The 24,829-nt window shown below is 44.5% G+C and carries 25 protein-coding genes; 13 read left to right on the top strand and 12 right to left on the bottom strand.

What is annotated here, in order from left to right; genetic code table 11:
• Positions 1–28 precede the first annotated feature (28 nt).
• The 3 genes from AACU28_RS18815 to AACU28_RS18805 all read left to right on the top strand — a co-directional run bounded on the left by AACU28_RS18815 (position 29) and on the right by AACU28_RS18805 (position 3,485).
• Positions 29–1,645, top strand: coding sequence for a methyl-accepting chemotaxis protein (locus AACU28_RS18815; protein WP_017090088.1), 1,617 nt, complete (start codon positions 29–31; stop codon positions 1,643–1,645).
• Positions 1,646–1,824: 179 nt separating this feature from the next.
• Positions 1,825–2,523: a TIGR01621 family pseudouridine synthase gene (locus tag AACU28_RS18810; RefSeq protein WP_004734618.1), complete on the top strand. Its 699-nt coding sequence runs from the start codon at positions 1,825–1,827 to the stop codon at positions 2,521–2,523.
• Between the two features lie 8 nt (positions 2,524–2,531).
• A complete protein-coding gene (locus tag AACU28_RS18805; protein WP_121603427.1) occupies positions 2,532–3,485 on the top strand; it encodes a class I SAM-dependent methyltransferase in 954 nt (317 codons plus the stop codon).
• Positions 3,486–3,736: 251 nt separating this feature from the next.
• Here the strand turns inward: AACU28_RS18805 and AACU28_RS18800 are convergent, their stop codons facing one another.
• The 5 genes from AACU28_RS18800 to AACU28_RS18780 all read right to left on the bottom strand — a co-directional run bounded on the left by AACU28_RS18800 (position 3,737) and on the right by AACU28_RS18780 (position 8,937).
• Positions 3,737–4,354, bottom strand: coding sequence for a CDP-alcohol phosphatidyltransferase family protein (locus tag AACU28_RS18800; RefSeq protein WP_121603426.1), 618 nt, complete (start codon positions 4,352–4,354; stop codon positions 3,737–3,739).
• The gene (locus AACU28_RS18795) at positions 4,344–4,994 is read right to left on the bottom strand and encodes an ATP-binding cassette domain-containing protein (protein WP_054541029.1); all 651 of its coding nucleotides are present in this window, start codon (positions 4,992–4,994) and stop codon (positions 4,344–4,346) included. The genes AACU28_RS18800 and AACU28_RS18795 overlap by 11 nt, the downstream gene beginning before the upstream one ends.
• Complete coding sequence (locus AACU28_RS18790) at positions 4,960–6,660, bottom strand: ABC transporter permease (protein WP_121603425.1); 1,701 nt, start codon at positions 6,658–6,660, stop codon at positions 4,960–4,962. Before AACU28_RS18790 ends, AACU28_RS18795 begins: the two co-directional genes overlap by 35 nt.
• Before the next feature lie 5 nt (positions 6,661–6,665).
• On the bottom strand, positions 6,666–7,832 hold the full coding sequence (locus tag AACU28_RS18785) for an ABC transporter substrate-binding protein (RefSeq protein WP_026012260.1): 1,167 nt from the start codon (positions 7,830–7,832) through the stop codon (positions 6,666–6,668).
• A 658-nt stretch (positions 7,833–8,490) separates the two neighbouring features.
• A complete protein-coding gene (locus tag AACU28_RS18780) occupies positions 8,491–8,937 on the bottom strand; it encodes an META domain-containing protein (protein WP_004734625.1) in 447 nt (148 codons plus the stop codon).
• Between the two features lie 187 nt (positions 8,938–9,124).
• Here AACU28_RS18780 and AACU28_RS18775 point away from each other — a divergent pair, with 187 nt between their 5' ends.
• Positions 9,125–9,388, top strand: coding sequence for a DUF1289 domain-containing protein (locus tag AACU28_RS18775; protein WP_121603424.1), 264 nt, complete (start codon positions 9,125–9,127; stop codon positions 9,386–9,388).
• Between the two features lie 109 nt (positions 9,389–9,497).
• On the top strand, positions 9,498–9,665 hold the full coding sequence (locus AACU28_RS18770) for a hypothetical protein (RefSeq protein WP_017079018.1): 168 nt from the start codon (positions 9,498–9,500) through the stop codon (positions 9,663–9,665).
• Between the two features lie 74 nt (positions 9,666–9,739).
• Here AACU28_RS18770 and AACU28_RS18765 read toward each other — a convergent pair whose 3' ends face one another.
• The 3 genes from AACU28_RS18765 to AACU28_RS18755 form a co-directional block, all read right to left on the bottom strand.
• Positions 9,740–10,042 (bottom strand): thiamine-binding protein, encoded by a 303-nt coding sequence (locus AACU28_RS18765; protein ID WP_017065764.1) that lies wholly within the window; start codon positions 10,040–10,042, stop codon positions 9,740–9,742.
• Positions 10,043–10,184: 142 nt separating this feature from the next.
• Positions 10,185–10,406 (bottom strand): hypothetical protein, encoded by a 222-nt coding sequence (locus AACU28_RS18760; RefSeq protein WP_004734659.1) that lies wholly within the window; start codon positions 10,404–10,406, stop codon positions 10,185–10,187.
• A 284-nt stretch (positions 10,407–10,690) separates the two neighbouring features.
• Complete coding sequence (locus tag AACU28_RS18755; RefSeq protein ID WP_102533529.1) at positions 10,691–11,929, bottom strand: DEAD/DEAH box helicase; 1,239 nt, start codon at positions 11,927–11,929, stop codon at positions 10,691–10,693.
• Between the two features lie 258 nt (positions 11,930–12,187).
• Between AACU28_RS18755 and AACU28_RS18750 the strand changes: the two genes are divergently transcribed.
• Together AACU28_RS18750 and AACU28_RS18745 are read left to right on the top strand one after the other, a co-directional pair.
• Positions 12,188–12,814 (top strand): LysE family translocator, encoded by a 627-nt coding sequence (locus tag AACU28_RS18750; RefSeq protein WP_017083292.1) that lies wholly within the window; start codon positions 12,188–12,190, stop codon positions 12,812–12,814.
• A gap of 218 nt (positions 12,815–13,032) precedes the next feature.
• Entirely contained in the window at positions 13,033–13,389 is a 357-nt protein-coding gene (locus AACU28_RS18745; protein ID WP_004734656.1) for a hypothetical protein, read from the top strand.
• 155 nt (positions 13,390–13,544) lie between these two features.
• Here the strand turns inward: AACU28_RS18745 and AACU28_RS18740 are convergent, their stop codons facing one another.
• Positions 13,545–14,669 (bottom strand): M14 family metallopeptidase, encoded by a 1,125-nt coding sequence (locus AACU28_RS18740; protein ID WP_121603423.1) that lies wholly within the window; start codon positions 14,667–14,669, stop codon positions 13,545–13,547.
• A 137-nt stretch (positions 14,670–14,806) separates the two neighbouring features.
• Entirely contained in the window at positions 14,807–15,082 is a 276-nt protein-coding gene (locus tag AACU28_RS18735; protein WP_004734654.1) for a nitrogenase-stabilizing/protective protein NifW, read from the bottom strand.
• A 316-nt stretch (positions 15,083–15,398) separates the two neighbouring features.
• On the opposite strand from AACU28_RS18735, the gene AACU28_RS18730 reads away from it, so the two are divergent.
• From AACU28_RS18730 to AACU28_RS18720, 3 genes are all read left to right on the top strand, one after another.
• Positions 15,399–16,493 carry a NapC/NirT family cytochrome c gene (locus AACU28_RS18730; RefSeq protein ID WP_102504031.1) on the top strand — a complete coding sequence of 365 codons (1,095 nt, stop codon included), beginning with the start codon at positions 15,399–15,401 and terminating at the stop codon, positions 16,491–16,493.
• Positions 16,494–16,512: 19 nt separating this feature from the next.
• Positions 16,513–18,960 (top strand): molybdopterin guanine dinucleotide-containing S/N-oxide reductase, encoded by a 2,448-nt coding sequence (locus tag AACU28_RS18725; RefSeq protein WP_102504032.1) that lies wholly within the window; start codon positions 16,513–16,515, stop codon positions 18,958–18,960.
• Between the two features lie 145 nt (positions 18,961–19,105).
• Entirely contained in the window at positions 19,106–19,318 is a 213-nt protein-coding gene (locus AACU28_RS18720; RefSeq protein WP_004734653.1) for a TIGR02450 family Trp-rich protein, read from the top strand.
• Positions 19,319–19,357: 39 nt separating this feature from the next.
• Here AACU28_RS18720 and AACU28_RS18715 read toward each other — a convergent pair whose 3' ends face one another.
• Positions 19,358–20,095, bottom strand: a complete 738-nt coding sequence (locus AACU28_RS18715) for an HAD-IIB family hydrolase (protein WP_029224506.1) — start codon at positions 20,093–20,095, stop codon at positions 19,358–19,360.
• 743 nt (positions 20,096–20,838) lie between these two features.
• Here AACU28_RS18715 and proV point away from each other — a divergent pair.
• From proV to proX, 3 genes are read left to right on the top strand one after another with little or no spacing between them, the layout of a single operon-like run.
• Positions 20,839–22,026, top strand: coding sequence for a glycine betaine/L-proline ABC transporter ATP-binding protein ProV (proV, locus tag AACU28_RS18710; RefSeq protein WP_017079026.1), 1,188 nt, complete (start codon positions 20,839–20,841; stop codon positions 22,024–22,026).
• Positions 22,027–22,029: 3 nt separating this feature from the next.
• On the top strand, positions 22,030–23,124 hold the full coding sequence (proW, locus tag AACU28_RS18705) for a glycine betaine/L-proline ABC transporter permease ProW (protein WP_004734649.1): 1,095 nt from the start codon (positions 22,030–22,032) through the stop codon (positions 23,122–23,124).
• Entirely contained in the window at positions 23,117–24,124 is a 1,008-nt protein-coding gene (gene proX / locus AACU28_RS18700) for a glycine betaine/L-proline ABC transporter substrate-binding protein ProX (protein WP_004734648.1), read from the top strand. Before proW ends, proX begins: the two co-directional genes overlap by 8 nt.
• 211 nt (positions 24,125–24,335) lie before the next feature.
• On the opposite strand, the gene AACU28_RS18695 is transcribed toward proX, so the two are convergent.
• Positions 24,336–24,710, bottom strand: a complete 375-nt coding sequence (locus AACU28_RS18695) for a YybH family protein (protein ID WP_108176381.1) — start codon at positions 24,708–24,710, stop codon at positions 24,336–24,338.
• Positions 24,711–24,829: the final 119 nt, after the last annotated feature.

Here is a 24,829-nt window from a genome sequence, read left to right as displayed (position 1 = left end):
AGCTGTATTTTATTTAAGTAGGTGTTGTGTGAAATTGTCAGTTAGGAAGAAGTTGTACGCCGGATTTGGCTCTATATTGGCGGTGCTTGTCACGTTAGTCGGTATTGTATGGATAGAAGTCATTGGAGCTCACAAGAGCGCTGATGAAATTAGGATGGATGATGTACCGGGAACGGTGACCTACCTTGTATTGATAGATGAAGCCGGGGATGTTTATCGCGATGCACTTGGTGCGATTACTCAAGCCGATAATGCGCTTAATGATTATCGAACCAACAAGAATGAATTTGCTCAGGCTATTAAAGAAGCAAAACGTTTAGAGAGTCGAGGTTCAGAAGACCATCGCCGTATTGAGCGAATTGAAGACCTGATGGGGCGCTTTACTCAAGAGTTTGAATCTAAGCTTGTACCTATGATCAACGATGAGTCTGCGCTGTTATCGAATATCCAGCAGCTTCGCTCCTTATATGAGAGTAATCTAATCCCGGTTGAAAACTTACTGGACCAAGCGTCTGCAAGTGAGCGAGCCGATACAGAACAATCGCTGCTTGTATTAACCGATTCGTTTACCACCATCGAACGCACCATCATGGTGTTGTCTGCCATTGCGATTGTGTTTGGTTGTGTGATTGCGTTTGTATTATCTAGCTCCATCACTAACCGTCTAACTCGTGTTGAACAAGTTGCGCGACGCGTGGCAAATGGCGACCTTACCGCTGGAGATATTGTTGATGATTCTGGCGATGAACTGGCCGATCTTGCTACGTCGATTAACCAAATGCAGAAATCTTTGGTCGACCTATTGGGTTCAATCTCTTCTGTGACGAACCAAGTTCAATCGGTGACAGGTGAGCTATCATCAATCAGTCAAGACATCGTTTCTGGTGCCTCTGCGCAAGCTGATAAAGCTAACCTGATTGCGACTGCCGCAGAAGAGCTAAGCTTGACCATTTCTGAAGTCGCTCAGCAAGGTACTTCTACTTATGAAGAGGCGCGTCGCTCAGAAACGTCAGCAGAAGATGGCCGTAACGTGATTGTTGAAATGGTGGCAAGTATCCAACAAGTGTCGACTCAAATGAGCGACATGTCGGTACAAATGAATACGCTAGGTTCACATGGCGAACAGATTGGCAGCGTTATTAAGGTAATCGAGGACATCGCTGGGCAAACCAATCTACTGGCGCTGAATGCTGCGATTGAAGCGGCACGTGCTGGCGAGTTTGGACGTGGATTTGCAGTGGTGGCTGATGAAGTACGAGCACTGGCAGAGAGAACGACCAAAGCGACTCAAGAAGTGTCTGGTATCATTCAGTCGATTCAATCTGGTACGCAAGAAGCGGTGACTTACACTCAAGATAACTGTCGTCTAGTTGAGATTGGTGTTGAGCAAAGCTCTGGCGCAGTTTCGGCGCTAGAAGCGATTGTAAGTGGTGCTGGCAATGTACAAAGCATGGTCAACTCTATCGCGACAGCGGCAGAAGAACAGACAGCGGTGACCAAAGAAATTGCAGCGGATATTACGGCGATCAGTGATATTTCTGAGCAGTCTTTGCAATTAGCGACTCGCAGCTCTGAAAATACCTCAGGCTTGAACGCTAAAGTTGCTGAGCTAGAAGCATTAGTCGGTAAGTTCAAACTCGCGTAGGGCGGGTGGCTTTGTTCTATTTTCCGAATGCCAATAGAACAAAGACCAAGCACTGATCGCTACTTGCTGAAAAGAAGCCCAATGATTCAATATTTATTGAGTGAGTTGGGCTTTTTCGTAGCTGGAATCTGGGTTCAGACACGGTATACTCCACGTTCTACAATGGAGCTAGCCTTTAAATGTTCGACATTCTTCTGAACCACTCTGATTTTTTACTCATAAACAAACATCCTGGCGTCAGCGTCCATAAAGACGATGGTGATACCATGTTGTTGCAAGAAGTTGCTAAAGCAATCAACGAGCCGAAGCTATACCTAGTCCATCGTCTCGATAAAATGACATCAGGTATTCTACTGCTGGCAAAAAATGCTTCGGCAGCAAGTGAGCTTTCACAGCTGTTCGCAAAGCGTGAAGTCGAGAAGTACTACCTTGCGATTGGTTCGAAGAAGCCTAAGAAAAAGCAGGGGCTGATTTCAGGAGATATGGAGCGTTCACGACGCTCGAGCTGGAAGTTACTGACAAGCAAAGAAAACCCAGCGATTACCCAGTTTTTATCTGCAACGGCTGAACCCGGTGAGCGTCTATTTTTATGTAAACCCTATACGGGAAGAACTCACCAGATCCGTGTCGCGATGAAGTCGATCGGCTCAGCCATTGTTGGTGACCCTATTTATAATCCATCGAGTGAGGCTGACAGAGGTTATCTGCATGCCTTCGCGATTCGATTTACCTATCAATCACAAGCCTACGAATATGTCTGCGATCCAAGAAGTCTAAACTCCTTGGGTGAGAAGTGGCATCAAGAGATCGTGTCTAATGGTTTAGACAACTGGCTTGAACCTTGGTCATTAACTTGGCCAAAGCTAAACACTAAGTGAGTGAAATAATGGAAGCATCAGCTTTACCTCTGTTTTTTAGTCATATTGAACAGCAACTTAATGAAGTGCCGAATGAACTACGCCGTATTTTTCACGGTCGTGGTAAGTTTTGGCCAGGCCTAGATCAACTGACATGTGATTGGGTTGATGGGCAGTTATTGGTTAACGTATTCAAAGAAGTGGATGATGAGTTCTTATCATCTCTTAAAGCTGGATTGGTTGATTTGACTAATAAAGACATCTGGCAAGCAAAGCAGGGCACCAGTATTGTTCTGCAACATCGTTATGCCGATGGTGCGCCGTCAGAAGTTTTATGGGGCGAACTTAATGACTCACCCGTTGTGGTTGAGCACGGTCTTAAGTACCAGTTAGACATTGGCCGTAATCAGAACTTTGGTTTGTTCCTCGACATGCGTAATGGTCGCCAGTGGGTACAAGACAATGCTAAGGATAAGAATGTCCTTAACCTGTTCGCATACACTTGTGGTTTCTCAGTAGCGGCTATAGCTGGTGGCGCTCGCCAATGCATGAACGTAGATATGTCGCGCGGATCGCTAAACAAAGGCCGTGATAACCACCGCTTGAATGATCACGACATGCGTTCGGTGAACTTCCTTGGTTACGATATCTTTAAGTCGTGGGGAAAAATCAAAAAGGGTGGCCCTTACGAGTTGGTTATCATCGACCCGCCTTCGTTCCAAAAAGGCAGCTTTGCTCTAACCAAAGATTACAAAAAGATCTTACGTCGCTTGCCTGATCTTCTAACAGAAGGCGGAGAAGTGATTGCTTGTGTTAACTCACCAGCAGTATCGCCAAACTTCCTAATTGAGACGATGGCAGAAGAAGCGCCTAGTGTTGAGTTTATCGAACGTTTAGACAACCCACCTGAGTTTGTGGATGTCGACCTTGATTCAAGCCTAAAGGTATTGAGGTTTCAAATTAAAGCCTCTGCCGACGCTTAATTGAATTTCAGAATCAGCTAAAAAACGCCGCTCATATGAGTGGCGTTTTTGTTTATGAGGAATGCGGAACTAATACCAATCACAGTAAGTAAGTGATCAGAAATAGCGTAGGAAAAACGCTTGAGAACAAGGCAGCTCTTTTTGACAAGTAGTTTCGATAAGTAGTTACTCTACAATCAAAAACTCTAACGACGTTATCGAGTGTTTTAACGAGCTAGGATGAACAGTTATTTACTACGATTGGTATAACATTAGTTGGTTTGATTCTTGATTGTCTGGAACCCAAAATAAATACGCATGAACGTGGTTAGCCAACAAGCTGCACCAAAAGCGTAAGCGATAACTGCAAAGTGTTGAGGCCAAATACAGAAAGCAATGAAACAAGCGATGGTTTCTGTGCCTTCGGTTAGTCCAGACATGTAATAGAGAGACTTATGCTTATAGACTGGGTTTTCGATGCCTCGTTTGCCCGCCATAACCGCAAATGCTAGAAAGCTGCTGCCTGTTCCAATAAAAGAGAAGATCAAAAATGCACCGGCAATGGCGTTGTGTTCTGGATTGGCAATGACAAAGCCAAAAGGGATCAACGAGTAGAATAGGAAATCTAGGCTGATGTCGAGGAAACCGCCCGCATCACTAATGCCTTGGATTCGAGCCAAGGCTCCATCAAGCCCGTCGCAAACCCTGTTAAATACAATAAACCCCAACGCCCATTCGTATTGTTGAAATGCCAATGCTGGAAACGCTAAACATCCAACCAGAAACCCAAACAGGGTGGTTTGGTTGGCTGTGATGCCGAATCTATTAAGTAGTTTGGCTGATTGATTTAATGGCCACTTAATGACCTTAATAGAGTACTTATCCAGCATGGTTACTTCTCCATGGCCAAGACAGAACTTTTGCCCCTTGAGGCACATCGGTTTGGTCGTGCGTAACCATTAATGTCGGAATATTCGCTTTAGTGAGTTGCTCAAATACCCAGTCGCGAAACTGGGCTCTGAGTTCTTGGTCGAGCTTACTAAACGGCTCATCAAGCAACGCCAATTTCGGTTTCGCCAATAGCATACGAGTTAAGCTAATTCTCGCTCGCTGGCCGCCAGATATTTGGTCAGGAAACGACTCAGCCAAGCGGGTCAGTTCAATGTCTTTTAATGCTTCCATTGCTTGTTGCTGGCGATCTGAACCCTTAACCGAGTTTGGTAACGAAAAGGCCAAGTTCTCCCATACTTTTAGGTGTGGAAACAACAAGTCGTCTTGAAACAGAATACCAACTTCACGCTGATGTGATGGGAGATCGTCTAGTTGAATATCGTTCAAAATAACGGTGCCAGAGTATGAGAACTCGTCATTTAGGTGACCCGCGATGGCATCTAACAAAGTCGATTTTCCGCAGCCACTTGGCCCCATCAACGCCAATATTTGGCCTGATTCTAATGTTACGTTTAGCGCTGAAAACAGCGATTCGCCACCGTTTTTATGGATGGCGAGGTCGTTGAGGTGCAGACTCATTAGTAAGAAAACCTTTAAAAGTAAGACGGCGATATCTAAGTTGAAGTCGGCTGACTAATATCGCTAAAGAGAAAAAGAACAGAGGCAACAAGGCCTGCCAAATGGCATAAATTGCGGTTACCCTGCGGTCGAAACCACTGGTTAGGGCAACGGCTTCTGTGGTGATGGTGCTAATACGACCAGCACCGAGCATCAATGTCGGTAAGTACTGAGCCAAACTCACACTGATCCCAACCGCCCAAGCGAAGGCGATGGCAGGCAGTAATATAGGCAGCTTGATCGAATACCAGCTTTGAAATGGCGATTTACCCAAGCTCAGTGAAGCTTTTATCAGCCCATCGTTGAAGCTTTTCCAAGGGCCGTCCAAAGACAGATACACAAATGGGAAGGCGAAGAATACGTGTGCCCAAATTACCCAAAACTCATAGGCGCTGCTGCCGATATAAAGCGTGGTCACTTGCATGCCGAACAACACCGAGAGTTGAGGTATCAGCATTGGGACTGCGATAATAAAGCCTGGGACTTGCCACTTGTATTTGATTCTGTATTCGTGAGCAATCAGCGCAAGCAACAAAGCGATTGAAGCAGCAATCAGACCAATCCATAAGCTTTGACCAACGGTGCTCATGATGCCCTCCCACTCGAATTCCCAGAAGCGCATGCTGTAGCGGCTAGGCAGTAAATCAGGGAAGCGCCAGCGCTGAGCAAAACTCCAGATAATCATCAAAGGAATGATCATCAGTGACAAAGCTGCAAGAGCTGTGAATACGGTTTTCCCCGGTAAGTTAGCCCCTGTTCTTCCTGAATACTGCCACGTTCGAAAATATTTAAGAATTGCCCATTCAACTAATCGCGCCAAGGCGATGATCAACGAAGCCAAGCCAAACAAAACGATCGCACCAGCAGCAGCTCGTGGCAGTAGATTAAGGTCTGGATCGTTGAACCATTGCCACACTAAAACGGCAAAAGTCGGCGGGTTGGTTGGGCCAATGATCAGAGCAATATCGACAACCGAGACGCTATAGGCGAGCACAGCCAGCATTGGGAAGCGAAGCTTAGTAAACCATTGCGGGAAAATACACTTCCACCAGATCTGAGCGCGGCTGTAACCGAGTGATGCACTCACCTTAGTGATACGTTCTACATCGATTTGTTGAAGTATCGATATGCTCATCAGCAACAAGAAAGGAACTTCTTTGAGTGCGAGCATAATGATTAGGCCAAACGCGTAAGGATCTTTGATCAGCAAAGCCAATTCAGAGCTTGTAGCCGATTCACCAAGTAAGTGGTGTACGGCTCTTGCTCCAAGGCCTGTTGGGCTAAACAAAAAAGCAAAACCGATAGCGAAAGCCACATGCGGAATGGCAAGCATTGGCGATAGCGTTAGCTCAATCTTTCTCCAAAACTTGTTTCCCCAAGAAGCCTGAAGAATGCAAAAGGTAAGAAAGCAGGCAATGTAGCTGCTTGCGACCGCTGACCCTAGGCTTAAGCCAATAGAGTGCCAAGCCCCTTCCCATTGAAAGACTTGGCTAAAACCGTTGAGTGTTGGCTCGTCTAAACCTAAGGGCGGGATGAAACTCAGTGACGAAGCCACGACTCCCGCTACCCCAGGAATGGTTGGGATAATGCATACCGCTATAACAACAAAATATAGAGCGCGTAGCATGAAGACTAGTTACCGTATCGCTTAAGCCACTCTTTTTCGAGCGCGTTTTGCCAACTAGGATGCGGTTCATCAATCGATTTAAATTGCTGAGTATTTTTAGCGCTGCCGGTTAAGTACTTACTGCTCAATACAGAAGGGTCACCCCAAACATTGAGGTCACCTTTGCGAGATTGTGCTTCTGGGCTCAACAAGAAGTTGATGGTCACTTGAGCACCCGCGGTTGCATTGGCATTCCAAGGAATTGCAAGGAAGTGAATGTTAGACAGAGCGCCGCTTTCTAACGCATAAGCCTTGGTAGTTTCCGCTAGGCGGCCACTTGATTGTGCTGAATATACAGAGTTTGGATTGAACGTAATCGCGAGGTCGAGCTGTCCGTCATCCAGAAGTTGAATGCTTTCAGATGTACCAGCAGGAAATTGCTTTCCGCCTCTCCATGCCACTTTATGGAATTTATCTAAGTAAGCCCACAGTGGTTCCGTAACGTCTTGGAAGGTATCTTCTGAAACGGGTTTAGCAAGCGCAGGACTGTTGTTTGTTAGCTCAATCAGTAGAGACTTAATGAAGCTCGTACCGTGAAACTCTGGTGGGCGCGGGTAGCTTAAGCGATTCGGGAAAGCCTGAGCGTAGCTCAACATCTCTGAAAACGATTGTGGCGGATTGTGCAGTGTTTCTTGGTCGTGGATGAAGACAAGTTGCCCAACGCCCCAAGGTGCCTCCAAGCCTTCTGTTGGCTCCGAGAAATCGACATCGATCGGCAAAGACTTATCCACGTACTGCCAGTTTGGAAGTGTTTGAGTGAATGGCCCAAACAACAAGGCATTTTCTTTCATTGAACGGAAATTCTCGCCGTTAATCCAGACGATATCGACACTGCCTTCAGTGTTCTTTCCTGCCGCCTTTTCTGCGAGTAAGCGAGTGGTCGTTTCTGCAATATCGGTTACTTTCACATGTTTTAAGGTAACACCGTACTCACTTTGTAATTTCTTGCCCGCCCACTGTAGGTAACGATTGATTTCTTGGCTACCGCCCCAAGCGTGAAAGTAGACAGTTTGTCCCTCTGCCTGCTGTTCGATTTGGTTCCAGTTATTGGTTGATGTTGCTTCATCAGCATAAATGGTTGCGCTGTATGCAACGGTTGCCATGATTCCTAACGTACTTACTATCTTGTTCATAAACTTTTCCATTTGGTAGTGAACGGGTAAGAGCATTGTATTTTCAAACTCCCTAGGGCGTGTTGACCTTTCGTGGTTAAATTTTGTTCGAGATAAAAGCGTTATAATCGCGGCGAGGGGGAAGTAGCCTAGTCACTCTAAGCAAATCTCCCTCAACAAAGAGTAAAACGCTTTTAGCCGAACCCTTCGGGCAGCGTTTGCTGGTCATTTATACTGCGTTATCGGCTTCTCATGTAGGCTAGCTACACATCGACGCCTCTGCCTTGTATAAATACCCAGCAACTCGCTGCAAAAATCAGCTCGAAAGATCAACACGCCCTATTATTCTATCTGTTTCTGAAATAAATTCTAATTCAACAGTAAATTCAATCAATTACTTGAGAACAAGCAGGGAGGGCGTGCTGGTCTTTTTTGGTGAAACTTTGTTCGATATGCAATCGTATCGAAAGCTCGACAGACTCTAGGCTCTTACCATCCTAGCAATAGACCGATAAACCAGTGAATTTATTGCATCTAAATGAGAGATATTTGAGGTTTATTGGAGGTTGGTACGAAAAGTAGGCGATGAGTGTTAATTTTGAAGGTGTTGTGAGGGTAAGCAGGCAATAAAAAAGGAGCCATGAAGGCTCCTTTAATCAATATCTATTTCGAGAACGGATTAGTTTACCCAATCACGAATTGTGTACGTTAGCGTGTGTACATCGTTTTTCAGTACTAGCGTATCGTTTGTTAGGGTTACGTCGCTCCACTCGCTTAGAGTAGCAGAAACCGACTGTTCGATTTCCATCGCAGAGCCGTGACACATTTTCATTGTCATGCCCATTTGCTTGATACGGAATTGACCGTCTTTCAGCTCGCCTTGACCGAAGAAGTTGTTACAACCAGCCATGCCGTTTGCAGTCATCTTTTCGCCGATCTCTAGACGAGGAGCTGCTTGGTCTTCGCTTTTCACAATGTCCTTGCCATCAATTTGCGCAAGTTCCCAATTATGGTGCTGTAGATCGGTTGGTGTTACTTGCATCGCGTTGTCACCTGTTGTTGTGCATGCTGCTAGCATCATAGGTAAAGCGGCTACTGCTAGTAATTTTTTTGAACTAAACTTCATATTATAAGGCTCCAAAGGAAAGAACGAAGTTACCGAATAAGTGTAACTTGATGGGTTCAAAGTATAGTTTACAAAACACTATATGTGTCAGTATAAGGTCATAGTTTAGTATGAATTTCACGAGCTGGGCGACAAATTAATCGCTTATTTTTTAATTAGTAAGCTCGATTTTGATGTGTAAGGAGGCATGGTGGAGCAGTTAGAGTTTTTCCAGGTTCCAAGCCCTTGCGTTGGGGTTTGCTCAAGCGATGATAAAGGCTATTGCAATGGTTGTATGCGCAAAAGAGAAGAGCGCTTTAATTGGATGTCGATGACTCCGTCAGAACAATTGCACGTGATTAAGCTTTGTCGTCAGCGCTATCGAAGGAAGATAATGAAGCAAAAAAACTTGGTTGGTAAGTCGGTCGACGAAGAGGGAAATATAAGTCCCCAAAGAGATCTTTTCGGTTAAAGATGAAGTATCAAGATTTTATTTAACTCCGAAGTAACTATTACTTTACATAATGGTTGGGGTGTAATATTAAGGTAGGTACCTTTGTACCAGAAGGAGTGATGTCGGTATGAATAAAAAGAACGTAAAACTCAAAAAAGAACCGGTTAAAGCACTGGATCGAAAAAACATTGGGGCGAAAAATGACCCTGAAGAGAGCCCGCGTGATTGGCATTCGATGTCAGAAGAAGAACGAATGGAAATCCTTTCTCACCTTTCAGACATGCCTTTTCAATAACATCACTGGTTCTTCAGAGTCTTTCTTAAAGCCCTGTTTTCTTAAATAAACAGCTTTCTGAAATAAACATATTGCTAAACAAACATGTGATTCGCTTTCGTTACACCACGATGGTATGTACAAAATGTATCATCGGCCTCGGTGGTTTTACTATGAATCTTAATGTTGGTTATCACTTCTACAGCCCCTGCATCGTAACAAGCTTGCTCTGCCTTTTTAACGATATCGAGTAATTGATTGAGTTCACCTTTCATTGTGGTTTCCATCGCACCAACTTGGAAAGGGACATCGGCTGCTTTCACTACTTCAATGGCTTTATCAACTACTTCGAAGTTGTTGCCTTCTTTAACGCGAGGGATAACTTGGAAGGCAACCATCACTTCTTTTTCTCTTTTTAACTCAGACACTTTCTGCTTACTCAATGATAGGGATTTGTCGCAGATGATAGGTTAATGCGGAGATAAATTCTACAGCGGTTACGCTGCTTTATTTATGACACGAGTGACTGGAGATATCGGACTACTTGCTACCCCAGTGGTCGCTAACCCAACCACCAATATGCTCATCAAAATGACTACCACTGAACCTCTGGTTGCGTTCAACCGAGGTATCACAGTCGTCTTTGTTGTCGATTAGGTTTTGTATGTAGTTTGCCATTGGGTCATTGGAACTCTGACGATCTCGGCGAGTAGCCACTTCCTTAATCAGTTGTAATCGATATGTAGAGCTTGCACGTTTCATTTCAATGACCTCCCGGTTTTTAGACACTAATAGAAAAATCTAGTTGCCAGATATAGGGGCGTCAACGTGATCAGAAAGTATTTTTTTTGAGCAACCAAGAATCAATACCTTGGCATCATAATTCACAAAAGTGTCATTTAAATTGGCATTTTGTCTGAGTCGATAGGTTGTGATTTTACATCTGATTGCATATAAAAAGCCCAGTACAAACTGGGCTAATCGATTTTTTATGGTTATTTTGAAGAGTTGGTTATTTTGAAGAGTTGGTTATTTTGAAGAACTGGCTATTTCGAAGAACTTGGCTTGCTCTTAAATTGCTTAGCACTTTTCTTCTTTGCGGTTCTTCGGTTAGCCATTTTGTCTTTAGGTGGACGTTTGCGAGCTGTGGCTTCAGATGCAGGTTTGTCTGTAACAGGGAAACCTTCTAATGCTTGTAGCACAAGAGGCTTATTGGTCAGAGTACGAATCGCATTCAGGTAATCAGTTTCGCTGTGACTAACCAGAGATATAGCGCAACCAGTGCTTCCTGCTCTTGCTGTGCGACCAACCCGATGTACGTAAGTTGCGGAGTGTGTCGGCAAATCAAAATTAATCACGACAGGCAGCTGATCAATATGGATGCCGCGAGCCATCACGTCTGTCGCGATAAGCACTCGAGTCTCGCCATTTTTGAAACTTTCTAATGCTTGCTCTCGTTCTTCTTGGCTCTTATTTCCATGTAACGCACTCACACTGATTTTGGCTTTATTCAGTCGCTTGGTTAATGCGTCGGCATTGTCTTTCGCACCAATAAATACCAATACTTGCGGCCATGTGTGTTGATTGAGTAGGGCAATGAGCGCCTGAGCTTTACTGCCTTTGTTCACTAAGTACAGAGTTTCTTCAATAGTCGCGACCACGCTGTTTTCTTGGTGTGTCGTGACTTTAATTGGGTTTGAAAGAAGCAGCTCAGCCTGACTAACCAACTCTGGCGGAAGTGTCGCAGAGAACAACAGTGACTGACGTTTGCTCGGTAGTGCTGCAATAATCGCTTGAATATCGGGCCAAAAACCCATGTCGATCAGGCGATCGGCTTCATCAAGAACCAATGATGAACACTGAGCGACATCCAGTTCACCACTTTTGATTAAAGCAAGTAAGCGGCCTGGCGTGGCGATTGCTAATTGCGGTTGGGTTAGTAATTGTTGCTGCTGATCATCAGTATTCACGCCACCGGTTAAGGTTACCAATTTGATATCGAGCGCTGTCGCGACCGGCTCTAAAGATTCAGTCACTTGAGACGCGAGTTCACGTGTCGGGACGATGATAAGCGCTTGCAGTCCATTCACATCATGGTTGATGTTGTTCAGCAAGGGCAAGCCGAACGCCAATGTTTTTCCGCTACCCGTTTGAGCCAACGCAAGTACGTCTTTACCCGCAATAATTGATGGAATTACCGCTTGTTGTATCTCAGTCGGTTTGTCGAATTGAGAAGGGATCGCTGTGACGGTTTTTGCGTTAAGGGTGAGGTTATCAAATGACATAAATGAACCAAGTATCAAAATGGAGGTGGAGTCTAACAGGGCTATAAATGTTAGAGAATGAGTTTTGCTGCGTTACAGGATAAACGGGTGAATTATACACGTTAAATTTAAGCGTTATCCATACAACTGAACTAAGGCAAGCGAGCTAAGCCAAGCTAATTAAACGTTGGGCATATTGTAATGGTATTGAATGGACGTACAATACCCGCCCTAAAACGATCAAGTATTATTAGGAAGCTTTAAGGAAATGAGAGCGAAATGAGTTGGGAAAGTATCTGGCTGTTTATTGTTATCGTGTTTTTTATTGCCATCATTCCAGGTCCAAATGCTTTGTTGGTATTGAGCACGGCTTTAACTCAAAGAAAGTTGTTTGCGTTTATTAACGTGTTGGGTGTGTCATGCGGGTTCTTGTTTCATGCGTTTGTTTCTGCGAATGGCATGAGCTTACTGTTATCTCAGACTCCAATGGCCTTTGAGGGACTGAAGTGGGCGGGTGTCTTGTACTTAGTCTGGCTTGGTTATAATCACTTTCGAGCGGCACTGCGAGCTCAAGAGGGTGTGCTTGCTATAGTGAGTGCATCGGGCAGTAAGCTCTATAACCAGTTTTTCAAAGGACTCATCACTAATCTACTTAATCCCAAAATCGTTCTGTTCTACCTTTCGATATTCCCTCAGTTTGTTTCTAAGAATCACATTGTGTCCGACAGTTTAATGCTGGGCGCGATACAGGCGACAGTGGTTGCTACATGGTTTTTGGTTGTCATTTTGATGGCTGATACGTTTAAGAGATTATTGACGAAAAAGCGCACGTCTCAATGGATGAACATTGTGTGCGGGTTGTTGTTTGTTGGCTTCAGTATTCAGTTGGCGCTGTTTCAGCTTTAGGGTTCATAGCTAACAATCGAACCCCTAGCATATACGACTCATATCTCACTTTTTACTGAATGCTCAGCAATCCTTGTTTCTGTGCATAAATCTCTAAAGCATTAGCTCGTAAAGTCGATATAATGGTCAGCTATCAATTCGGTGAATGTGTTCGTTCGAAATCCAATTGAAGCTAAAGGCTATTGCTTTACCGAATAAACAGAGACAGGGAGTCACAGATGAGTGAAGAGTTATTCACCCAGAAACGCAAATATTACCGCTTGAAGTACCCAAAAAAGGCACGTCCAGTGATGCGAATTAAGGATGAGCTTTTTCATGTGAGTGAAGTGTCTGAAAAGGGTGTGCGCTTGATGATGCGTAACATCATTCCTGTTTATCGAGGCTTCTCAATGGCGGGCAGTTTAAGACTGCACGATAACAACACCATTGATATTAGTGGTGCAGTGCTGCGACAAGAAGGCGATGAAGTGATCGTTCAGTTGTTAGAAGGACCAAGCTTCAAAGATATGGTGTCAGAACAAAGACACATTCGACAAAGATACCCAGTATTTTTTGCTAGCCTCAGAGTGGCATAAAAAGCTTTTAAAGTTAGATGCCTTAAAGCCCAAGTTATTCATTCAGATCCGATATTAAAAAGCCCAGCACTTTCACAAGTGCTGGGCTTTGCTATATATGTGAGCAAACTAACTATACGGACAAACTAAGGCGCTTAGCCTGTCTATGGTTCGTTTTATAGCTCGTCTACTGTTGCCCAAACCGCTGCTAGCATGTCGTGACCAAATGCAACACTGCGCTCTGGAGACCAGCCGTAAAGTTCGTCAGCGTGGCTGATATGATCTTTAAATGGCATCTCGACAGTGTAAGCCAGACATTTGAACTGCTCGCCGATCCAGTTTGTGCCGACGGTCATATTTGCTTTGCCCGGTTCGTCTTTATCGTAACCAAATTCATCTTGGAATTCTGGCGTGATAGTCAGAAGCGCTCGCTTGAAGTGATTCTCCAGTTTTGCAATGCGCTCGTTGTATGAAGGTGTGCCTTCGCTACCTGCAACAAAGTTATATGGAATCGCTTCATCACCGTGAATGTCTAGGCACAGATCAACGCCAGTTTCTAGCATGCGCTCGCGCACAAGGAAAACTTCAGGGCTGCGTTCTAGAGAAGGTGATTGCCATTCGCGGTTAAGGTTTACACCAATCGCATTAGTGCGCAGGTGACCACGGATGCTGCCATCTGGGTTCATGTTCGGTACAACGCGGAACACAACGCTGTCTAGAAGAGAGCGACCGACTGTGTCTGTCTCATCAAGCAGGCGTTGCAGCAGACCTTCGATTAGCCATTCAGCCATAGTCTCGCCTGGGTGTTGGCGACCAATAACCCAGATGTTTTTCTTCTCTTCACTTGGCTCACCGATAGTTAGCAAGGTGATGTCGTTGTTATCTAGCGTGTGACCTAGAGTTTCAAGCTTACATGCTGGGTGCGTTTGAGCACTGTGCAGAAGATCTTGGTGGCGATCGTATGAGTACGGCGCGAAGTACGCGAAGTACATTGAATCGTGTTCAGGGATGATATCAAAGCTTAATGTATCGCCATCGAACTGAGATGGAATACGGAACCACTCTTCACGGTCATAAGATGCTACAACATCATAATCTTTCCACCCATCAGGGTAAGCAGATGTTGCCAATTGGCCGATTTCAAAGTGGTGAGCTTGTTGAGCTTCACTTTCTAAACGGAAATGAAACCACTGAGAGATTTCAGTCTGGTTGTCTGCTGGGATAGTCAATTGAATGTTTTGTGGTGAATCTGCTGAAACGACGTGAATGTTGCCGCTTTCGAAATTGCTGAAAATTTTCATTGTAGTTTTTATCTCGTAGTTGAGTTGCCGTAAGACTAGCACACTTTTTTTCGAGCAAACCACTAACTAAATCGTAATGAGATGTTATTTCAATTCTCTATTTTTTGTTATCTACGTTTAAGCTTTCTGATTTTTAACTAGCGGCGTTGGCAAGTCGTACAGCCACGACAGGCTGATCGTGTGTAGCGATCCAGTTTACTGCGTTGAACCTTACAGTACGCGTTTTTCAGTGCTCTTCTTCCCGAAAACCAATCATCGGGTTTCGACAGGATCAGATAACCATTAAAGCGCTTCACGAGCTCTATTCTATTTTGGTCGATAAACTTGCTATCAAAGCCAATTTCAAAGTAATCAAGCGCTTGTTCTATAGCGGTGAAACTCGCTATTTTTTGTTGGAATTCTGTTTGGTTCATGTCTATTTCAGTACCGTAAATTTGCAAATATTGTATATGTGTTCGCTACTCCTTATCTTGATTCTAGTACGCTTTTTAATGGGGAAGTACGCCGTTATTTTTAGGTGAATTCTATAAATCAACACGCCCTTATTTGTTTTGTGAATATAAAACCAAATGGTGCGCAGTCATGGTTATAAGTGATTTGTATTTAGGTCTCATTGCTCACTTTCTTTATTGTCAATAAAGACAATTTATGACGTGAATCAATAGTGACTAACCCTAAAGTATTATTCTGATCGCAATTGTTACTAATTGTTGAAGATGATTTCTAAATATGTCTATTAAAAAACGATATATCGCTCTTATTGCCGCTGTTGGTATAGGTATTGGCTGGTTAACGCTGGGCGGTACTGCAGCCGTTATGCACTACACATCGAGTACTGAGTTCTGCACTTCTTGCCACACTATGCAAATCCCGTATGAAGAATATGAAGGTTCAATCCACTTCAGCAATGCAAAAGGCATTCGAGCTGAGTGTTCTGACTGTCATATTCCTTCCGATCCAATTGACTACGTAATCACCAAGATTCGTGCGTCTAAAGATATTTATCATGAGTTTGTGACTGGCAAGATTGATACCGAAGACAAGTATGAAGAACACCGTATGGCAATGGCAGAAACCGTGTGGGCGCAACTGCGTGAAAGCGATTCAGCCACGTGTCGTTCTTGTCATACTTTCGATGCGATGGACAGTTACGAGCAATCTGAAGATGCAGCAAAAATGCATGAGTACGGACAAGAGAATAATCAGACTTGTATCGACTGCCACAAAGGTGTTGCTCACTTTGCTCCTGAGCCAGAAATGGACAGCGAAGCTTTCGACAACTTGATGGCATTCACTGAGAAAACAGACCCGAATGCGAAAGTCGTTTACTCAGCAGAAACCATCAGTATTGGTGACCTTGGCACTATCAATCCAACGGCACGCCTAGATGTGAAAAGTGTTGAAGGTACTGAGCGCACAATCGAGTTGCATGCTTACCAGATGAAGGGTGCAGAACAGGTGCTTTACTACGGCGAAGGTCAACGTTCAATCGTTGCGATGCTGACAGACCAAGGGCAACAGAACCTTGAAGTTGGTGATTTTAAAATGGATGCGTACGGCAATGAATGGCGAACGGCGGTGCTAACCGCGAACGTTGATGCGCCTGTACTGGATTCACTCGAGCCAATCTGGGATTACGCTGAAGAACTCGACAATGTTTACTGCTCAACGTGTCACGCAAAAATTGGTGCAAACCACTTCACGGTGAACGCTTGGGGTCCTGTTGCTAAAGGCATGGGCGAACGTACTGATATTTCAGACCAAGATCTAGAACTGCTTACTAAATTCTTCCAGAACCACGCGAAAGATGTGGCTGGCCACTAAGAAACAAAGGGAAATAATTATGACAGATATTACTCGTCGCGGGTTCCTCAAAGGAACGAGCATGGCTGCTGGTGCGCTAGCTTTTACATCATTGACGCCAATGACAGCGTCAGCTGCGAACAAGCGTGGTAAAGGTGTATTAACGGCAGGTCGTATGGGACCTATGTTGTGTGAAGTAAAAGATGGCAAATTGGTTTCAACGACTAATGCTCTCGCACAAACAGTCCCAAATAGCTTGCAAACGACTGGTCCTGATCAGGTTCACACCAAAGCTCGTGTCAAATACCCAATGGTACGTAAAGGCTTCCTAGATAATCCATCAGCTCCAACAGGAACTCGCGGTGATGACGAATACGTTCGCGTATCTTGGGAAGAAGCTTACAAGCTTATCCACGAACAGCAAACGCGCATCCGTAAAGAGAACGGTCCTGAATCCGTATTTGCGGGCTCTTACGGTTGGCGTTCAAGTGGCGTACTGCATAAAGCACAAACGTTGCTGCAACGTTACATGAGCTTGGCTGGTGGTTACTCAGGTCACCTTGGTGATTACTCAACAGGTGCTGCTCAGGTCATTATGCCGCACGTAATGGGTTCTATTGAAGTTTATGAGCAACAAACTACTCACCCGGTTGTATTAGAAAGTTCAGACGTTGTTGTGTTGTGGGGTATGAACCCTATGAACACGCTTAAGATTGCTTGGAGTTCTACAGACGGTTCTGGTCTAGAGTTCTTCCACAAGCTTAAGAAGTCCGGTAAAACAATCATCGCAATCGACCCAATGCGCTCAGAAACGATCGATTTCTTTGGTGATGCAATTCAGTGGATTGCACCGCGCCCAATGACTGATGTGGCAATGATGATGGGTATCGCGCACTCTTTGGTCAAGAAAGGTAAGCACGATGTTGAATTCCTAAGCAAATACACCAGCGGTTACGACAAGTTTGAAGCGTACCTGATGGGTAAAGAAGACGGTGTTGAAAAGACACCAGCATGGGCTGAAGAGATCACAGGCGTTCCTGCGAAACAACTTGAGCTACTTGCAGATATCTTCAGTCAGAACCGCACCATGCTTATGGCAGGTTGGGGCATTCAGCGTCAACAATACGGTGAACAACGTCACTGGATGGTGGTCACTCTAGCTGCAATGCTTGGCCAGATTGGTCTTCCAGGTGGTGGTTTCGGTCTTTCTTACCACTACTCGAACGGCGGTAACCCAACTCGTGATGCGGGTGTATTGCCAGCTATCTCAGCTTCAATTGGTGGCGGTTCTTCTGCGGGTAATGACTGGGCTGTCTCAGGAGCGGTGAACGCATTCCCTGTTGCTCGTATTACAGAAGCTCTAGAAAATCCAGGTAAAACATACATGCATAATGGTCATGAACTGACGTTCCCTGACCTGAAAATGATTTGGTGGGCGGGCGGTGGTAACTTTACTCATCACCAAGATACAAACCGCCTGATCAAAGCGTGGCAAAAACCTGAGCTAGTGGTTATTTCTGAGATCTACTGGACAGCCGCTGCCAAGCACGCCGATATTGTGTTGCCAATTACTACGTCATTTGAACGTAATGATATGACGATGACGGGTGACTACAGTAACCAACACCTAGTGCCAATGAAGAAAGCGGTTGAACCTCAAGGTGAAGCGCGTAATGACTTCGATGTATTTGCAGACATGTCTGAGATGATCAAAGCAGGCGGCCGTGATGTCTTCACTGAAGGCAAAGACGAAATGGCATGGTTGAAAGGCTTCTACGATGCGGCACAAAAAGCAGGCAAATCTGCACGTGTTCGTATGCCTAAATTTGGTAAATTCTGGGACGATAACCAGCTTATTGAAATGAAATACAATAAGAAGGCGGCACAGTTTGTTCGTCATGCTGACTTCCGTAAGGATCCAGTGATGAATCCGCTAGGTACGCCAAGTGGTAAGATTGAGATCTTCTCTAAAACCATCGAAGGCTACAAGCTTGCAGATTGCCCAGCTCACCCAACATGGATTGAGCCTACTGAGTTCTTCGGTAAAGCGAAAAGTGATGAACTGCAACTGATGACAGCGCACGCCGCGCACCGTCTACACAGCCAGTTCAACTACGCGAAGATCCGCGAAGAGTATGCGATCGGTAACCGTGAGCCTATCTCAATTAACGTAGAAGACGCGAAAGCACGTAGCATCAAAACGGGTGATCTCGTTCGTGCATACAACGATCGTGGACAAGTACTGGTTGGTGCACTAGTGACTGATGGCATCAAGCAAGGCGCTGTATGTATCCACGAAGGTGGTTGGCCTGATTTAGATAAAGATACAGGTCTATGTAAAAACGGTGGCTGTAACGTGCTTACGTTGGATATCCCGACTTCTCGTTTGGCGAATGGCTGTGCTGCGAACTCTGCGCTTGTGAAGATTGAAAAATACACAGGCCCAGCATTAGAACTGACGGCATTTGATCCACCTAAAAATGGTTAATCTCTAACGAGAGAAATAGCCGACAGAATAGAGCCAGCTTAATCGCTGGCTTTTTTTATGATCTTTTTTGTGCCACAGAGACTATTACTCTGTGTCGAGTAGACTACTCATAATAATCAACGACATCACAGCGAGAGATCAGATCATGAACCGGATCAACCCAAAGAAGTTACTTCGCAGTAAATGGACTGCTGTTAGCCCAATAAAGAAAGAAAAGCACTTTATGGTCACTGAGGTCGAGTTTGAAGAAGGGGAGGTGATTCGTTGCTTGATAGAAGCAGTGATGACCAAACGAGAGGAAGCCATTAATTGGCGAGATCTAACCGACAAAGAGCATTGGCTTCCAGGTTGGCAGTAAGAACGTGAAGTAACGAAGAGTATCTCAACTACGCCGGTTCTAACTGCCCGCTACCGTTTGCAATTGCCAGTATTTAAGTCCTTCTAACACACCTTCAGCGTGTGTTGCTCTGCTAGTATACACATTGTCTCGATCAGACAAGTGAGCGACCTCAGGATAATGGTTAGCCACTAATATTGAGTTTACGCCCTTTATTGTCAGCATAGAGGTGTCGTTGGCAGAGTCACCGGCAACGCACACTTCTTCAACGCTCAACTCATGTTGTTTAAGTAGATGATGAATCGCTGTGGCCTTATTGACACCTTTAGGCGTGATATCTAGGTACCAATCGTGAGAGTAGGTGAGGTGTACATCTAATCCGTGCAATTCTAAGCTCGATTCGATCAGTTCATGCTGAGGCTCTGAGAGCTTTCCTTCAAAAGTGATTTTGTAATCACCCTGATGGCTCTCTAAGCGTTCGCCCATGAAATCGAGTGGCGCCAGTGCTGACTCTACCTTTGATTTGTTCCAAGAGGCTTCTAATTGGTTGTGCCAAATATGATCAGGCTTTTGGGAGTGAACGTGATGAATTCTGGTGCCCACATCGCTGATAATACTGTGTGGTTTCGGATAGTTATCTGATGCCAAGCCCACCCGAATTGAGGGCAGAGTTCTACCCGTCGCGATGATAAAGCGGATATCAGGTTGCTCCGCTAAGTAGTCAAATAACTGATTAACACCATGAGATGAACCCCCATCAAGCGTACCGTCAAAGTCACACACCAGCATTTTTATCATTCGAGCGCCTTGTCCTTTTCTTTAATAATCGCGGAAAGCATGTCGATTTCTTCTATAAATAATGGTTCAGCAATGAGGACTCTACAAGTTGTCGTTCGGCTTAGATAATCGACATTCATTAGTTTGCAGCAAGTATCACACTTGGGGTTATGTTTTGGATATAGAAGATAATTCTATCAATTTGACCAGTGCCAAACTTGGTTTATTCCATCGGCTATTTCTATTTTCATATAGTGACCTTCTGGCCCTCTATTGGTTTAAATGAGCGGTTGTGAATACCTCTGCGTTCTTGCCGAAGCTATACCGATCTTCTTGTTACATCGATAAAGAAGAAGGGGAGGTTTTGCTCTCCGTAAAGAGCAAATTTCCAGTTTTTAGAGATCGTTAAAACCACAATAAATAGTTTGTATTCGAATTATTTGTACACGAAGTATTTACGTTGAATCCTAGTCTGTTTCACCCATTAATTGTTTTAATGTGAAATAAATATTCAATAATCTATCAGTAAGTAATAGATAATCTCGAATGCATTTATATCGTTTTAATATCCTTTATTATCAGTGTTTTGGTGGTTTTTGTCTGAATGTTAAAACTTGATTTTGGTTGGCGAAATGATTGTTTTTGATAAGGGTTACCGAACGCAACCCCTTTATTTACAGCTCTACATTGCTTAGAGTGCTAATCGTTTTTCGAGCTTAAATAACCATTTTTAAGTTAAAATAGCTAAGAAAGGATTAGATTATATGGATCCCATACTGGAAGTTAAGGGACTGTACAAGGTGTTTGGTGAAGATACCGACCGTGCTTTTTCGATGATTAATGAAGGCGCGGATAAAGACAAAATTTTCGAAGAAACAGGGTTAACGATCGGTGTTAACGATGTTTCTCTTAGTATTCAAGAAGGTGAGATTTTCGTGATTATGGGATTGTCAGGATCTGGCAAATCAACCCTAGTGCGCCTTCTTAACCGCTTAATCGAACCTACCAAAGGTAATGTGCTTCTTCGAGGCAAAGACATTGCCCACATCTCAGAAGATGAACTGCGTGAAGTCCGCCGCAACAACATCTCCATGGTTTTCCAAAATTTCGCACTGATGCCGCATATGACAGTTATCGAAAATGCTGCATTTGGCCTTGAGCTGGCAGGTGTTGAAGTAGATAAACGAAAACAGTCAGCATTTGAAGCGTTAGAGCGCGTAGGCCTTGGCGCATACTCAGAATCGTACCCTGATGAATTGTCTGGCGGTATGAAACAACGTGTTGGTCTAGCGCGAGCCTTGGCATGTGACCCAGATATCCTGTTAATGGACGAAGCGTTCTCGGCACTCGATCCTTTGATTCGTACTGAAATGCAAGATGAACTGATTCGTCTTCAAAATGACGATAAGCGAACGATTGTATTCATCTCCCATGATTTGGATGAAGCGATGAGAATCGGTGACCGTATTGCCATTATGCAAAACGGTGAAGTGGTTCAAGTGGGCACACCAGACGAAATTCTTAACAACCCAGCGAACGACTATGTCGAAGCTTTTTTCCGTGGTGTGAATGTCGCAAGCGTACTTACTGTGAAAGACATTGCACGTAAGAAACCGGCTGCGGTATTTAAAAAGTCAGAACACGACGGTCCAGCTTCCGCTCTGCAAATCCTAATGGATAACGACCGTGAATACGGCATCGTTGTTGAGAAGAGCAGTCTTTACTCCGGCATTGTTTCTATTGACTCCCTTCGTAAAGCTCACAAAGAGAACAAATCATTAGTGAGCGCGCAGCTCGATGATGGATTAACGCTGAACCCTGATTTACCAATCAATGACGTGCTTGGCCTTGTTGGTGGTGTGCCTTACTCAGTGCCTGTTGTGGATGAGCAAGGTAATTACTTTGGCGTGGTAACTAAGTCACGTTTGCTACAAACATTGGATAAGGGGTAGATCATGTCGTCTGAACAAACAAATAATGACCCATGGTCACAGTCTGCTCCTGCCGCTCAGCCATCAAGTGATCCTTGGGGTCAAGCCGCTGACACTTCACCATCGGCAGATTGGCTAAGCAGTGAAACCGTAGAAACCATTCCTTTTGATCCTCTTAATCCTTTTGCAGAAGCCGTTCTGCCTGTTGATACTTGGGTTGAGTCTGGATTGAATTGGCTAGTTGAACACGGACGACCATTGTTTCAAGCAATTCGTGTACCTATCGATTTCATTCTAAGTTCATTTGAAACGGCATTGGTGTCTACGCCAGCCCCATTTATGCTCATCATTTTGTTCTTGGTGGCATGGCAGTTTTCAAACCTGAAACTGGGTGTTGCTACGGCAGTATCTCTTACTATGATTGGTTTGATTGGTGCTTGGTCTGAAGCGATGACCACGCTTTCACTGGTGATGACATCTGTATTCTTCTGCCTGTTGATCGGTTTACCTATGGGGATATGGCTCGCCCGAAGTAACACGGCGGCTAAATTCGTTCGCCCAATTCTGGACGCTATGCAAACAACGCCAGCCTTCGTTTACTTAGTACCCATCGTAATGTTGTTTGGTATCGGTAACGTTCCAGGTGTGGTAGTGACCATTATATTCGCACTGCCACCGGTGGTACGTTTAACCATCCTAGGTATTCAGCAAGTACCGGAAGATTTGATCGAAGCGGGTCATTCATTCGGTGCAAGCAAAAAGCAGATGCTTTACCGAATTCAACTGCCACTTGCATTACCAACCATTATGGCGGGCGTGAACCAAACACTGATGTTGTCGCTATCTATGGTGGTTATCGCATCAATGATCGCGGTAGGTGGTTTAGGTCAAATGGTACTGAGAGGTATCGGCCGTCTAGATATGGGACTGGCCGCTGTTGGTGGTCTCGGCATCGTTATTCTAGCAATCCTGCTTGACCGCATTACCCAAGTTCTTGGGGTAAATGCAGGTAATACAAAATTACGCTGGTACCACATGGGCCCTGTTTCTCTTGTGCTCAATGCGATAAATCGCGGTAACAAATCAGAACTACAATTAAGGAAAAACACCAATGAATAATTCATGGAAGAGCAAACTTGCAGTTAGCATCGTTTCTACATTAGCAGTATCAACGAACGTGTGGGCAGCAAGCTTACCGGGTGAAGGTGTATCAGTTCAGCCAGTTCAATCGTCTGTAGCGGAAGAAACATTCCAAACGTTGATTGTTAACCGCGCCCTTGAAGAGCTTGGCTACGACGTGAAATCTACGCAAGAAGTGGACTACAACGTAGGTTACACCTCTATCGCAAAAGGTGACGCGACGTTCCTAACCGTAGGTTGGTTCCCGCTTCATGCTGATAAATACAAAATGGCGGGCGGCGATGACAAATTCTACCGCGAAGGCCAATATGTAAGCGGTGCCGCTCAAGGTTACCTAATTGATAAGAAAACGGCTGAAAAATACAACATCACTAACATTGGTCAACTGACGGATCCGAAAATCGCGAAGCTTTTTGATGCTGACGGTGATGGCAAAGCAGACCTTACAGGCTGTAACCCAGGTTGGGGTTGTGAGATGGTGATTGAACATCAACTTTCAGCGTTCAAACTGGACGATACGGTGACTCACAACCAAGGTAACTATGCGGCGATCATCGCAGATACGATTTCTCGTTACCAAAAGGGTGAATCAATCCTTTATTACACGTGGACACCTTACTGGGTAAGTGGCGTATTAGTGCCTAACGAAGATGTAGTTTGGTTAGAAGTACCTTTCTCAGCACTTCCTGGTGAGCGTTCGAATGTGGATACAACGTTATCTAACGGTAAAAACTACGGCTTCGAAATGAACTCAATGCGCATTATTGCGAACAAAGAGTTTGCTAAAAACAACCCATCAGCAGCGAAGCTTTTCGAGATCATCAAACTTAACATCAATGATGTAAGTGCTCAGAACATGATGATGAGTAAAGGTAAGAACAGCTCTGCGGATATCGAAGCGCACGTAAATGGTTGGATCAAAGCGAACCAAAGCACGTTCGATGGTTGGATTACAGAAGCGAAGAAAGCCGCTCTGTAACTTTGACTTGTATTTGCTCTGTCTGACTAGACATTTTGATTTGAAATGATGAGCGTGTTGAGTGATTGTGTAGAGTCACTGAATCACCTTCAAATGAAGTGAAAAGGCGACAGAGTCAAACATTAAAAAGCCAGCAGTCCATTTGGGTTGCTGGCTTTTTGTTTTCTGTTTCTATTTTTGAGCTGTGAGCTTCTAGCTTTTAATTGCAGATCTAGCGTTCGCCTTGAACTTCGAAGTCGTCGCTGACTAAACGAGCGCAACCATCCGCTTCTAGTGCCCAGTGCTCACGATGTACAACACCAAACGCTTTGTTCATTGTCCAGCTAGCGGCAAGAATGTAGCCGCCTTCTGGGTGCTCTTCCCACTTAACATCGGTGTAATCAACGTCTTTGAAGCCTTGGTCGATGATGTTTTGCCAAAATGCTTGAATCGCTTCTCGACCTTCAAAAGTACCAAATGGACGCGCTTCCATTACACAGCTTTCAGTATATTGATCGGCACAACCTTTCGCATCTTGGCTGTTGAAAGCTTTTTGCCACGCGTTAATGCCTTGCTTACATGCTTCTAAAATTTGGTTGTCTAACATTGTCTTTCTCCATAACAGTCTTGCTTCGAGCACTGTTTTTTTGATTTGGTATCTCGATAAGTTGAATTGAGTTTAGTCTTGGAAATTGATTTGAAAAACAGAGATAATAGAAAATACTG

The sequence above is a fragment of the Vibrio sp. SBT000027 genome (assembly GCF_963894355.1).
Classification (GTDB): Bacteria; Pseudomonadota; Gammaproteobacteria; order Enterobacterales; family Vibrionaceae; genus Vibrio; species Vibrio splendidus.
This window is presented reverse-complemented; position numbering and strand designations above follow the sequence as displayed.

Excerpts from the sequence above, each read along its gene's own strand:
- AACU28_RS18800 (WP_121603426.1), bottom strand. The coding sequence starts at position 4,354 with ATGCTGGATAAGTACTCTATTAAGGTCATTAAGTGGCCATTAAATCAA.
- AACU28_RS18720 (WP_004734653.1), top strand. The coding sequence starts at position 19,106 with ATGAACCGGATCAACCCAAAGAAGTTACTTCGCAGTAAATGGACTGCT.
- AACU28_RS18785 (WP_026012260.1), bottom strand. The coding sequence starts at position 7,832 with ATGAACAAGATAGTAAGTACGTTAGGAATCATGGCAACCGTTGCATAC.
- AACU28_RS18715 (WP_029224506.1), bottom strand. The coding sequence starts at position 20,095 with ATGATAAAAATGCTGGTGTGTGACTTTGACGGTACGCTTGATGGGGGT.
- AACU28_RS18730 (WP_102504031.1), top strand. The coding sequence starts at position 15,399 with ATGTCTATTAAAAAACGATATATCGCTCTTATTGCCGCTGTTGGTATA.
- AACU28_RS18735 (WP_004734654.1), bottom strand. The coding sequence starts at position 15,082 with ATGAACCAAACAGAATTCCAACAAAAAATAGCGAGTTTCACCGCTATA.
- AACU28_RS18750 (WP_017083292.1), top strand. The coding sequence starts at position 12,188 with ATGAGTTGGGAAAGTATCTGGCTGTTTATTGTTATCGTGTTTTTTATT.
- AACU28_RS18755 (WP_102533529.1), bottom strand. The coding sequence starts at position 11,929 with ATGTCATTTGATAACCTCACCCTTAACGCAAAAACCGTCACAGCGATC.
- AACU28_RS18725 (WP_102504032.1), top strand. The coding sequence starts at position 16,513 with ATGACAGATATTACTCGTCGCGGGTTCCTCAAAGGAACGAGCATGGCT.
- proV (WP_017079026.1), top strand. The coding sequence starts at position 20,839 with ATGGATCCCATACTGGAAGTTAAGGGACTGTACAAGGTGTTTGGTGAA.
- proW (WP_004734649.1), top strand. The coding sequence starts at position 22,030 with ATGTCGTCTGAACAAACAAATAATGACCCATGGTCACAGTCTGCTCCT.
- AACU28_RS18770 (WP_017079018.1), top strand. The coding sequence starts at position 9,498 with ATGAATAAAAAGAACGTAAAACTCAAAAAAGAACCGGTTAAAGCACTG.
- AACU28_RS18790 (WP_121603425.1), bottom strand. The coding sequence starts at position 6,660 with ATGCTACGCGCTCTATATTTTGTTGTTATAGCGGTATGCATTATCCCA.
- AACU28_RS18765 (WP_017065764.1), bottom strand. The coding sequence starts at position 10,042 with ATGGTTGCCTTCCAAGTTATCCCTCGCGTTAAAGAAGGCAACAACTTC.
- AACU28_RS18780 (WP_004734625.1), bottom strand. The coding sequence starts at position 8,937 with ATGAAGTTTAGTTCAAAAAAATTACTAGCAGTAGCCGCTTTACCTATG.
- AACU28_RS18745 (WP_004734656.1), top strand. The coding sequence starts at position 13,033 with ATGAGTGAAGAGTTATTCACCCAGAAACGCAAATATTACCGCTTGAAG.
- AACU28_RS18795 (WP_054541029.1), bottom strand. The coding sequence starts at position 4,994 with ATGAGTCTGCACCTCAACGACCTCGCCATCCATAAAAACGGTGGCGAA.
- AACU28_RS18805 (WP_121603427.1), top strand. The coding sequence starts at position 2,532 with ATGGAAGCATCAGCTTTACCTCTGTTTTTTAGTCATATTGAACAGCAA.
- AACU28_RS18695 (WP_108176381.1), bottom strand. The coding sequence starts at position 24,710 with ATGTTAGACAACCAAATTTTAGAAGCATGTAAGCAAGGCATTAACGCG.
- AACU28_RS18810 (WP_004734618.1), top strand. The coding sequence starts at position 1,825 with ATGTTCGACATTCTTCTGAACCACTCTGATTTTTTACTCATAAACAAA.
- AACU28_RS18775 (WP_121603424.1), top strand. The coding sequence starts at position 9,125 with ATGGTGGAGCAGTTAGAGTTTTTCCAGGTTCCAAGCCCTTGCGTTGGG.
- AACU28_RS18760 (WP_004734659.1), bottom strand. The coding sequence starts at position 10,406 with ATGAAACGTGCAAGCTCTACATATCGATTACAACTGATTAAGGAAGTG.
- proX (WP_004734648.1), top strand. The coding sequence starts at position 23,117 with ATGAATAATTCATGGAAGAGCAAACTTGCAGTTAGCATCGTTTCTACA.
- AACU28_RS18740 (WP_121603423.1), bottom strand. The coding sequence starts at position 14,669 with ATGAAAATTTTCAGCAATTTCGAAAGCGGCAACATTCACGTCGTTTCA.